General features: G+C 68.3%; 9 protein-coding genes and 1 pseudogene. 2 read left to right on the top strand and 8 right to left on the bottom strand.

Annotated features, from left to right (window positions below):
- From QZ184_RS08285 to QZ184_RS08275, 3 genes are all read right to left on the bottom strand, one after another.
- The coding region (locus tag QZ184_RS08285) for a nitrilase-related carbon-nitrogen hydrolase (RefSeq protein WP_296419024.1) at positions 1-1,146 on the bottom strand (1,146 nt) is incomplete at its 3' end.
- Complete coding sequence (locus QZ184_RS08280) at positions 1,146-1,730, bottom strand: nicotinate-nucleotide adenylyltransferase (protein WP_296419021.1); 585 nt, start codon at positions 1,728-1,730, stop codon at positions 1,146-1,148. The genes QZ184_RS08280 and QZ184_RS08285, both read right to left, overlap by 1 nt.
- The gene (locus tag QZ184_RS08275; protein ID WP_296419018.1) at positions 1,727-3,085 is read right to left on the bottom strand and encodes a GTP-binding protein; all 1,359 of its coding nucleotides are present in this window, start codon (positions 3,083-3,085) and stop codon (positions 1,727-1,729) included. Before QZ184_RS08275 ends, QZ184_RS08280 begins: the two co-directional genes overlap by 4 nt.
- 26 nt (positions 3,086-3,111) lie before the next feature.
- Between QZ184_RS08275 and QZ184_RS08270 the strand changes: the two genes are divergently transcribed.
- Positions 3,112-4,434 carry an aminopeptidase P N-terminal domain-containing protein gene (locus QZ184_RS08270; protein ID WP_296419014.1) on the top strand — a complete coding sequence of 441 codons (1,323 nt, stop codon included), beginning with the start codon at positions 3,112-3,114 and terminating at the stop codon, positions 4,432-4,434.
- On the opposite strand, the gene QZ184_RS08265 is transcribed toward QZ184_RS08270, so the two are convergent.
- Positions 4,431-5,183, bottom strand: coding sequence for a TIGR01548 family HAD-type hydrolase (locus QZ184_RS08265; RefSeq protein ID WP_296419028.1), 753 nt, complete (start codon positions 5,181-5,183; stop codon positions 4,431-4,433). The genes QZ184_RS08270 and QZ184_RS08265 overlap by 4 nt on opposite strands.
- 62 nt (positions 5,184-5,245) lie before the next feature.
- Here QZ184_RS08265 and QZ184_RS08260 point away from each other — a divergent pair, with 62 nt between their 5' ends.
- Complete coding sequence (locus tag QZ184_RS08260; RefSeq protein ID WP_247477117.1) at positions 5,246-5,722, top strand: 30S ribosomal protein PSRP-3; 477 nt, start codon at positions 5,246-5,248, stop codon at positions 5,720-5,722.
- A 56-nt stretch (positions 5,723-5,778) separates the two neighbouring features.
- Here QZ184_RS08260 and QZ184_RS08255 read toward each other — a convergent pair whose 3' ends face one another.
- From QZ184_RS08255 to QZ184_RS08240, 4 genes and pseudogenes are all read right to left on the bottom strand, one after another.
- Complete coding sequence (locus tag QZ184_RS08255) at positions 5,779-6,693, bottom strand: hypothetical protein (protein ID WP_296419011.1); 915 nt, start codon at positions 6,691-6,693, stop codon at positions 5,779-5,781.
- Positions 6,690-7,844: a PP2C family serine/threonine-protein phosphatase gene (locus tag QZ184_RS08250; protein ID WP_296419009.1), complete on the bottom strand. Its 1,155-nt coding sequence runs from the start codon at positions 7,842-7,844 to the stop codon at positions 6,690-6,692. The genes QZ184_RS08255 and QZ184_RS08250 overlap by 4 nt, the downstream gene beginning before the upstream one ends.
- Positions 7,841-8,572 (bottom strand): VWA domain-containing protein, encoded by a 732-nt coding sequence (locus QZ184_RS08245; protein WP_010315348.1) that lies wholly within the window; start codon positions 8,570-8,572, stop codon positions 7,841-7,843. The genes QZ184_RS08250 and QZ184_RS08245 overlap by 4 nt, the downstream gene beginning before the upstream one ends.
- Before the next feature lie 3 nt (positions 8,573-8,575).
- Positions 8,576-8,942, bottom strand: a pseudogene (locus QZ184_RS08240) (protein kinase); the annotation flags it as partial.

The following is an 8,942-nucleotide window of genomic DNA, read 5'->3' as shown; positions in this document are numbered from 1 at the left end:
TTGCAGGTTCTCCGCCGTGACCCCGGCCGGGGTGCCCCCCAAGGGTGCGCTCAGGGCGTCGTCGAATCCAGCCATCAAGCCCTCGATCGGCACCGTCTGGGTGCTGATCCCTAGGCGATTGGCGAGCTCCAGGGAGTCGTTGATGGAGCCCTCTGAACTCCAGGGGGAGGGCATCAGCAGCGCCTGCACCTGCTTGGCGCCCAGGGCCGCCGCCGCCAGCACCGCCACCAGGGCCGAATCGATGCCGCCGCTCAGTCCAAGCAGCGCTTTGCCGAAGCCGCATTTGCGCGCGTAGTCCCGCACCCCCAGCACCAGGGCCCGCAGCAGCAGTTCTTCGTCGCAGGGGATCGGCGCTGCAGCGGAGGTGTCGCCGACTGTCCAGCAGGCCAGATCCGCTTTCCCAAAGGCCAGCTGTGTGGCTACCTCGCCGTTTGCGGTGGTGGCGAAACTCCCGCCATCAAAGATCAGCTCGTCATTGCCTCCCACCTGGTTGACGTAGACCACGGGCGCGCCCAATCGCTGGGCGGCACTCTTGGCCAGCTCTCGCCTGAGTTGCGGTTTGCCCTGCCCGAAGGGGGAGGCCGAGAGATTGATCAGCAGGTCAGGCTTCAGCGCCGCCAAGTCCCCCACCGGATCGCCCCCCAGGAGCCGTTGGCTGTGGAGCTGCTCCTCCACCCAGAGGTCCTCGCAGATGGTCAGGCCCAGGCGCCAGCGGCGCCCCTCCCGCTCGAGCTCCAGCAGGCAGGGCTCTTCGGCAGGGCGGAAGTAACGCCGTTCATCGAAGACGTCGTAGCTGGGAAGCAGGCGCTTGCGGGCCACGATCCGCCAGGCGCCCTTCTCCACCAGGGCCACGCTGTTGAACAGATCGGGCTGCTGGCCATCGCTGACCGTCTCACTCACCCCCAGCAAGAGGCTCTGGCCGGTTGGCAGGTCACGGGCTAGCCCGTCCAGCACCGCGTCTTGTTTGTGCCGCAGGGATGGGCGCAGCAGCAGGTCCCGCGGGGGGTAGCCCCAGAGCGCCAGTTCTGATGAGACCACCAGGTCGGCACCGCCCTCTGCGGCGCGGCGGCAGGCCTCAAGCAGTTGGGCGCCGTTGCCGCTCAGGTCCCCCACCAGGGGATTGATCTGGGCCAGGGCGACGCGCATTAGGGGGCGAGCTTGGAGGTGAGGCCATAGAGATTGTGCTTGAGCAGTTCGGGCCAGAGCACTTCGGGAATCGAGCTGTTCTCTTGCCCGCCGCGAATGGCTGAGCTGGCGGTTGCTGGCACAGGCAGCTCCAGCAGCTCCACTTGGGCCCCCAGATCCCGCAGCCTCTCCAGGGCACCTGCCGCCATCGGGTGGCCCTGGCGCGGCACCACCGTCAGGCGGCAGCGCTGCAGCAGATCTGCCGCCCGATACCAACTGGGGATTTGACCGGCGAGATCGCCCCCGACGACAAACACCAGCTGCCGATCCGGCCAGCGGATGGCGGCGCGATCGAGGGTCTCGATCGCTTTGGGACTGCTGAGGTCCTGCGCCAGCTGCACCTGGTCGTTGCCCAGGCTCTCGATCAAGGTCCCCAGGAGCTGGGCGCGGAGCTCCAGCGGTGCCCCGTGCTGCTTGAAGGGGTTGTCGCTGGCCCAGGCCGCCACCTGGCCGTAGCGCTGGGCCAGGCCGAGCAGCAGGGCCTGATGCCCTTCGGTCGGGGGATCGGCACTGGTGCCGAACAACGCCAGTTCGGGGCTGCTCACGGCAACAGCTGGCCCGAGGGGATGGGGCCTCCACCCATGCGCTGCCACTGCTGCAGCCAGTCGCGCACCTGGGGGTCTTGGCCGGCCAGGCGCCGCAGCAGCGAGGCGGGCCGAAAGCGCCCCCGCTGGGCGCTGCGCAGTAGCTCCGCCGCCGCCAGGCGTCCGGTCAGGCGGGTGCTGTAGACGGCCAGGGCCGCCTGGGCCATGGCCACCGGAGCCGCCGGCGCCAAGCTCAAGCCGCCACTCAGGGGGGCGGCCAGCAGCAGCACCTGCCGCAGTCCCCCCAGCAGCAGTTGGATGCCCAGTTGGGTTCCCCCCAGCAGGGCGTTTTGCGCCGAGAGTCGCGTCAACAGGGCCCGGGCGCCGCTGCTGCTCATCTCCAGGTCGTAGAGCTTGCAGAGCTGCAGCACCAGGGCGGTGTCGATCGCAAAGCCGCCGGCGAGATCCAGCAGCAGCAGCGGATTGGCGGCGACGCCGGTGGCTTTCATCGCCGCATAGCGGCCGATCAGCCCTTGGGCGGCGGCCTTGCCGCGTTTCAGGCGCCAGGCATGCAGGCTCTGGCTGAAACGATCCGCCGCCCGCAGTCCATTGAGGCCCAGCAGCAGGGAGCCCTGGTCCTGGAGCAGCTCCAGCAGGGCCGCCCGCAGGGGTGCGATCTGCGCTGGCTGGGGTTCGCTGCGCACGCGGCCCCCCTCCAGCAGCACCGCCCGCCGCGGGGCGGCGGCCACCGGCAGGATCTCCAGGTGCTGCGCCTGGCGGGGGAGGCGCGAGCGGATGCTCTCGATCAGCGCCGAGCGCTCGCCGCTCGGCCAGTTGTCGATGCGATTGAGCACCAGCAGCAGCGGTTTCCCGGCGCCCAGTAGCTGCTCGATCGCCTCGGCCTCCGGGGTCGTCAGGTCGCTGTCGAGCACCAGCAGGACCAGGTCGGCCCCCAGGGCGACCCGGGCCGCCAGGCGATGGCGGGCCCGGGCGGCAATCTCATCAATGCCCGGGGTGTCCACCAGCTCGATCTGGCTGAGATCGGGCACCTGGACCCCCCAGGTCTCGCGCTGCTGCTTGCGGGTGCAGCCGTGGGCCACGTCCGTGGCGAAGGCCGGCTTCTCCAGCAGGGCATTCAGCAGGCTGGATTTGCCCACGCCCACCCGGCCAAAGACCGCCACCCGCAGCCGCCGCTGCTTCAGCGCCAGCAACTGTTGATCCAGGGTGCGCAGCTCCGGCTCCAGCACCGAGCGCTCCCGATCGCTCAGGCGCAGGTCTCCCCGCCATTGCGAGAGCAACAGGGCGCAGCGTTCAGCGGTGGAGGGCTGAGGCAAGGGCAGGGGCCTGGTCGCCACGTATTGAAGCGGTTGTGCCATCGTCGCGCTCAGCACCGCTCGCTTCCATGTCGCTCGCTCCGGACGTCTTTGCCCAGCGCCGTGCTCGTTTCTTTCAGGCCCTTGGCGGCGCTGCTGCGGTGATTCCCGCGGCTCCGCTGGTGACGCATCACGCCGACTGCGAGTGGCCTTTTCGCCAGAACAGTGACTTCTGGTACCTGACGGGTTTCGATGAGCCCGACGCGGTTGCGCTGTTTCTGCCCCATCGGCCCGAGGGGGAGCGGTTTGTTCTCTTTGTGCAGCCCAAGGAACCCAGCGCCGAGGTCTGGATGGGCTTCCGGTGGGGCTGTGAGGGGGCCGTGGAGCGCTTTGGCGCAGACCTGGCCCACCCCCGCGAGGAGCTGGCGGAACGGTTGGCCGATTATTTGCGCGGTGCCGAAGGCATCGCCTTCCGGGTGGGCAAGCACCCCGAGGTGGAGCCCCATGTACTGCAGGCCTGGGCTGGTCAGCTCGACCGTGCCCCCCGCAGCGGTACGGCGGCCCTGGGCCTGGTGGCGCCCTGTCCGCTCCTGCATGCCCTGCGGCTGCGCAAGAGCCCCGAAGAAATCGCGCGGATGCGCGAAGCGGCCCGCATCTCCGCCGAGGCCCATGAACTGGCCCGCCAGGTGGCCCGCCCAGGGCTGAACGAGCGCCAGGTTCAGGGGGTGATCGAGCAGCACTTCCTCGAGCAGGGGGCCCGCGGCCCGGCCTACGGATCGATCGTCGCCGGTGGGGACAACGCCTGCGTGCTGCACTACACGGCGAACAATGCGTTGCTGAAGGACGGCGATCTGCTCTTGATCGACGCCGGTTGTTCTCTGAACGACTACTACAACGGAGACATCACCCGCACCTTCCCAATCAACGGCCGCTTCAGCGCCGAGCAGCGCGCCCTCTATGACCTCGTGCTCGCGGCCCAGGAGGCGGCCGTGGCCTTCGTTGCTCCGGGGCAGACCGCTGAAGGCGTCCATGACACCGCCGTGCGCGTGCTGGTGGAGGGCTTGGTGGACCTGGGTCTGCTGCGGGGCGAGGTGGACGGGATCATCGAGCAGGGGGCCTACCGGCACCTCTACATGCATCGCACCGGCCATTGGTTGGGCCTGGACGTCCATGACGTCGGTGCCTATCGCCTGGGTGAGCACCATGTGGCCCTGGAGACCGGCATGGTGCTGACGGTGGAGCCAGGTCTCTACGTCAGCGATCGCCTGCCGGTCCCCGAGGGGCAGCCTGAGATCGAGGCACGCTGGAAGGGGATTGGCATTCGGATTGAGGACGACGTGGCGGTGACCGACCACGGCCACGAGAACCTCACCGCCGCCGCCCTCAAGGCTCCGGCGGCCTTGGAGCGCTAGGCGATCGCCTGCTCCAGAGCCGCCAACACAGCGCTCGTGTTGGCGATGACCGCATCAGCACCGGCGGCCCGCAGCTGCTCCTCATAGGCCCCGCGGCGCGGGCTGTTCTGGAGGTGCGGCGGGGCCACCGCCAGGCTGATGAAGCGTTGAGCGGGGCGCTCTTGGCGTGCCCGCACCACGGTGGTGACGTCAGCCACGGTGTCCCCCAGGTAGGCCACCGGCACGGTTGCCGCTGCGAGGGAGCTCGCCAGCCGCAGGAAGCCGCTGGGATCGGGTTTGTCGGGGGCCTCTCCCATGGCGATGAGTGGCGGCTGCCTCAGGCCAAGGCGGGTCTCCAGCACGAAGCGGGCCGAGGGCGGCTCGGCGCCACTGACAAACCCCCAGGCCACATCCGCCGCCGAGAGAGAGGCAAAGAACGCGGGATCCACCAGCAGGGGCTCGTTGCGGATGAAGCCCGCCCAAGCCGCGGGGTCACCCTCTGGATCACCACCGAAATAGAAGCTGTTGAAGACCTCCACCAGTGCCTCAAAGGCCGGGAGGTCTTGCTGACCCTGCCGGCGCAGCAACTCCAGGGAGGCCTCCCAGTCGTTGTTCCAGCACCCCTCGGCCTTCAGGGCATCGATGCTCTCGGGGCTGGGCCGCTGGCCGCTGTAGTGATGCACCGTCTCCACGATGGCCTTGCGGTAGCTGCCTCCCACATCGCGGATCACGCCGTCGATGTCGAACAGGAGAACAGCGCGCGGGCTCAGGGGACTGGAGAACAGCGGCTGGTAGGTTAGTTGTTTGTCATTAAGCCTTGAGCGCGGACACCATGAGCACCGAGAGCGCTGAGAGCGCCGCGGCGACTGCTGCTACGACTGCCTCGACAGAAGCTCCGGCAACGGAGACCACTGAGGCTCGTCCGGTGCTGAGTGGTGCCAGCGCTGCCCTGGCGACCGCCACCATCGACGAGAACGGCGTTCCCTCCGGCCGTACCCCGAAGGCCGATGAGGGCCGCTTCCTGGTGAAGATCCTCTGGCTGCCGGACAACGTGGCCCTGGCCGTCGATCAGATCGTCGGTGGCGGCCCCAGCCCCCTGACCTCCTACTTCTTCTGGCCCCGTGAGGACGCCTGGGAAACCCTGAAGACGGAGCTGGAAGGCAAGAGCTGGATCACCGATAACGAGCGCGTTGAAGTCCTCAACAAGGCCACCGAGGTGATCAACTACTGGCAAGAGGAAGGCAAGGGCAAGAGCCTGGAAGAGGCCAAGCTCAAGTTCCCCGACGTCACCTTCTGCGGTACCGCCTGATTTGCGGTTCCCCCGTTTCCTTGGCCCCCGCAGAGCGGGGGCTTTTTTGTGCCTGCTCAGCGGCGCGGGCTGACCACTTGATCAAAGCTGCTGGCGGTGATCAGTCCCGGTTGGCTGGCGGTGTCCACGGTGAAGGAGCGAGATTCCGCCTGGCTGGTGCCATCCGGATAGACGAAGGTCACGACCCCCTGCAGGCTGACCTTGCTGCCATCGCGGCTGATTTCCTGGAGGTTGTCGACGGCCACCCGTTGGAACTGGCTGAAGAAGGCGGGGTCGAACTGATCGGCGGCTTGGGGGCTGAAGAGTTGCTTGGCGGCAGCGGTGTTCCCCAGGGAGATGTCGTCGTACAGCTGGCGGACGGTCTCAATGGCCTGGTTCAACTGCAGTTGGGCTGGATCCAACTTGGGTTCACTGGTGGCCGGCTCCGGTTCGGTTTGGGTGGGTTCGGGCTCGCTCACCAGGGCCGGCGCCGTTGCCGTGGAGGGCGTCATGGAGCGGTTGAGCAGCACCAGCCAGGTGAGGGCGCCAACAACGCCCACCACCAGCACGCCAGCGATGAAGCTCAGCACTGCGACGACACCGCTGTTGGAGTGAACGGGGGTATCCACCACGGCGGTGGGCTCGTCCTGGAGGTCGCTGGGGATGGCCTGGCCATCGGGGGCCAGGCCCAGCAGGCCCCGCAGGACTTCGGCCATCCGCAGGCACAGGGCCGGGGCGAAGAGGGCGTCGAGCTCCTGCTGCAGCCGCAGGTTGAGTTGGGTTTCGCTGGGTAGGGGCGGCCGCTCGGCCACGGCCTCCTGGAAGGCGGCGGTTTGCACCAGGTGCTTCAGGGCCGGCAGCAGCAGCAGTTCGTTGTCTCCGCAAAAATCGCTGAGCAGCGCCTGGTAGCGGCGCACATCACTGCTGATCCCCCGCTCAAAGTCCGCCAGGATTTGGCGCCGCAGCTTCACGCCGAGCTGGTAGTCGTTCATGGTCGCGCCGGGGCGCGGGATGGCTCTTGAGTCTCGCTCGCCGCCTCCCATTGCGCCCGCAGGGCTTGCTCCAGGGCTGGGCAGATCTTCGGCTCCGCCTTGGCCCCAGGCGCGCTGCTGGCAATTAGGGCGCCCAGGGGATCTCGCTCGGGATGATCCAGCAGCGCCTGGGCTTGGGCGGGACTGCTCTTGAAGGCCAGGAATTGCTGGCGCCGTTGCTTGAGGCTGGCCTCAATCCGCTCGGGGTGCTGGCAGAGCTGTTGGATCTCGAGGGCCAGCGGATCAGGGGCCTTGGGCCACCACCAGAGGGCCCCCGCGATCAGTGCTGCGGCAGCGCCCAGGGCGGTGAGGACCCCCGCCTTCCCGCGCCGGGCTGGTTCGCTGCGCTGGGCGATGGCAACGGAGACATCGTCACCGCTGCCTTGGGCCGTGATTTCCTCCAATCCCTGGACCAAGGCCTCCCCCTGGATCTCCAGCATCTGCTGGCAGAGCTGCAGGAAGTCCCCATCGGTGGCGCAGGACTTGCGCACCCCATCGGTGCAGAGCACCAGGGCGGTTGTGGGGAGGGCGGACTGGAGTTGGACCCGCGTGGACCAGGCATCCAGGGCTTCGCTTTGGCAGAGGCTCAAGGTGGCCTCTCCTGTGGCGTTGCTCAGTTGCTCCTGGTTCACCAGACGGGCGTCCCCATCGGCGTGGATCTCCACGAGGTCCCAATCGCCGATGCCGGTGCAGCCCCACCAGTCGGGGCTCAGCAGGACCAATCCCAGGGTGCAGCCGTAGAGCGCGCTGGAGAAGGCTTCGTCCGCTGAAGCGGCCTGGCTGCTCCAGTGCTCCTTGATCGCCCGGAGCCAGCGCTGCTGAATCGCGGTGGGCAGCTCCTGCGCGAGCTGCCGGCGCCAGCCGTCTTGATCCTGAAGGGAGAGCGTCCTGGCCAGCGCCGCGACCGACTCCTCTGCCGCAGCGCAGGCCAGCTGGCTACCCACATCGCTGAGGCGATAGCGGCTGCCGCCATGGCCATCGGAGACCAGCAGCAGTTGCAGCTCAGGGCCGACTTGGCAGACCCGGGAGGCGTCTTGGCAGGGTTTGCCCTGCCGCCGGTGGGCGGCGCCGATCACGCTGCAATGGCGTGCGCCAGTCCAGGCGGGTCTCACCACACCAGTGGACCGACGTCGTCGACGGGGTCCAGCAGGGTCGGCGGCAGATCCGGCAGGGGAATGTTGCCTGCGTCCTGCGGCGTGTCATCCAGCCGGCTGGCGGGCATGGAGGCCGCTCCGACCACGGCGGTCGAGGCCCATTGGATGTACTGCGCCAGGGTTGTGGCATTGCTGGCCTGCAGCGGTCGCCGCGGCGACTTGCCGCCACCGCTGGGCTCAGGACCAATGAACTGCTGCAGCACCTCGAGGTCGGCGTCATGGCCCATGGCAATCGCCAGGCGCACGGCCTTCTGGGCCCAGGGCTGACGCATCAGCTGGCTCAGCCCCGCATCGAAGTCGTCGGTGGGTTGGCCATCGGAGATCAGCACCAAGACCGGGGGCAGAGCCCGCTCCTCCATCGGCGGGGACTGCAGCACGCCGGCCACCAGCTCCAGCGCTTCCCCCATGGCGGTGATGCCACCGGCCTCGAGATCACGCCACTGCAGCTCCTGCACGGGTGTGGGCTCGGCCAGATGCCAGGCGGCGCCATCGGCAAAACGCACGGCCCGCACCAGCACCCGGGCTTCAGGGTTTTGCTCGGCCACCTCCGCCATGCCCGGAAGGGACTGCCGGATCGCCTGATTCAGGGCCTGCATCTTGCCCTGGGCGGCCATGGAGCCGGAGCAATCGCAGAGGTAGATGAAGTGCAGCGGGCGGTTGCTGAGGCGAACGTTGGGGAAGGGCATGGCTTATCTGCGGATCGGGGTGATCGGCCCGGCCTGGGTGCTGAGCTGCTGCAGGGCCGCGACATTACAGGTTTTGCCCGGCTCCACCTCGAGCAGCTGGCCGTTGCTCAACTGGCCTTGCCAGGCCGTTGCTCCGAGGTTCCTGAGACCGACAACGCTTGGGTCCGTGGGGTGGCCGACCAGTTGCGCCAGGGGCTGATCGAGCCGCTCGCTGTCGCGTCCATCGAAGTGATGGGGGTAGAGGTCATTGCCTGGGCAGGCGGCCACCTGTCCTCGGGGGAGCTGCAGTTGCAGGACTGCCGGGTTGGTGTGACCGCAGCTCCAGCAGGGTCCGCTGTGGAAGAGCTCTTCGCCGCAGTGCTGACAGAGG

The organism is Vulcanococcus sp. DEBay_Sum22DG08_74 (assembly GCF_017852955.1).
Taxonomy (GTDB): domain Bacteria; phylum Cyanobacteriota; class Cyanobacteriia; order PCC-6307; family Cyanobiaceae; genus Vulcanococcus.
This window is presented reverse-complemented; position numbering and strand designations above follow the sequence as displayed.

Coding starts and splice junctions, on each gene's coding strand:
- QZ184_RS08275 (WP_296419018.1), bottom strand. CDS start 3,085: ATGGCACAACCGCTTCAATACGTGGCGACCAGGCCCCTGCCCTTGCCT.
- QZ184_RS08270 (WP_296419014.1), top strand. CDS start 3,112: ATGTCGCTCGCTCCGGACGTCTTTGCCCAGCGCCGTGCTCGTTTCTTT.
- QZ184_RS08260 (WP_247477117.1), top strand. CDS start 5,246: ATGAGCACCGAGAGCGCTGAGAGCGCCGCGGCGACTGCTGCTACGACT.
- QZ184_RS08255 (WP_296419011.1), bottom strand. CDS start 6,693: ATGAACGACTACCAGCTCGGCGTGAAGCTGCGGCGCCAAATCCTGGCG.
- QZ184_RS08245 (WP_010315348.1), bottom strand. CDS start 8,572: ATGCCCTTCCCCAACGTTCGCCTCAGCAACCGCCCGCTGCACTTCATC.